General features: G+C 34.2%; 1 protein-coding gene. It reads left to right on the top strand.

All coding sequences use genetic code 11. The features are described 5' to 3' along the window. The first annotated feature begins 51 nt into the window (after positions 1–51). A complete protein-coding gene (locus AC1DFT_RS20845) occupies positions 52–252 on the top strand; it encodes a cold-shock protein (protein WP_093273989.1) in 201 nt (66 codons plus the stop codon). Positions 253–462 lie beyond the last annotated feature (210 nt).

The raw sequence follows: 462 nt of genomic DNA, 5'->3' as shown, positions 1-462 counted from the left end.
TTTTGTAATATGTGAATTTTTTATTCACTACAATTATTGGAGGTCATCTACATGACACAAGGTACAGTAAAATGGTTTAACGCAGAAAAAGGTTTTGGATTTATCGAAGTTGAAGGCGGAAACGACGTATTCGCTCACTTCTCAGCAATTCAAGGCGACGGTTTCAAATCACTTGACGAAGGTCAAAAAGTGGAATTTGATATCGAAGATGGTCAACGTGGACCACAAGCAGTAAATATCGTAAAACTTTAATTCTTCGGGATTAATTAAATTAGGGACACTCCTTATGGGTGTCTCTTTTTTGATTTAAATAATATGGTTCTATAATATTTGTTGGGGTTTTCCTACAATTGTGCATAAAAAAATGCACGTAACTTCTGTTTCTTTTATACTTGAATTGTCGAGAAACAAGTATGAAAAGGAGCTACGTACAAATGCATTTTAACATGAATATCCCAGGAT

The sequence above is a fragment of the Psychrobacillus sp. 05T411 genome (assembly GCF_056396485.1).
The sequence above is the reverse complement of the archived record's forward strand: the minus strand, read 5'-3'. Positions and strand labels throughout refer to the sequence as shown.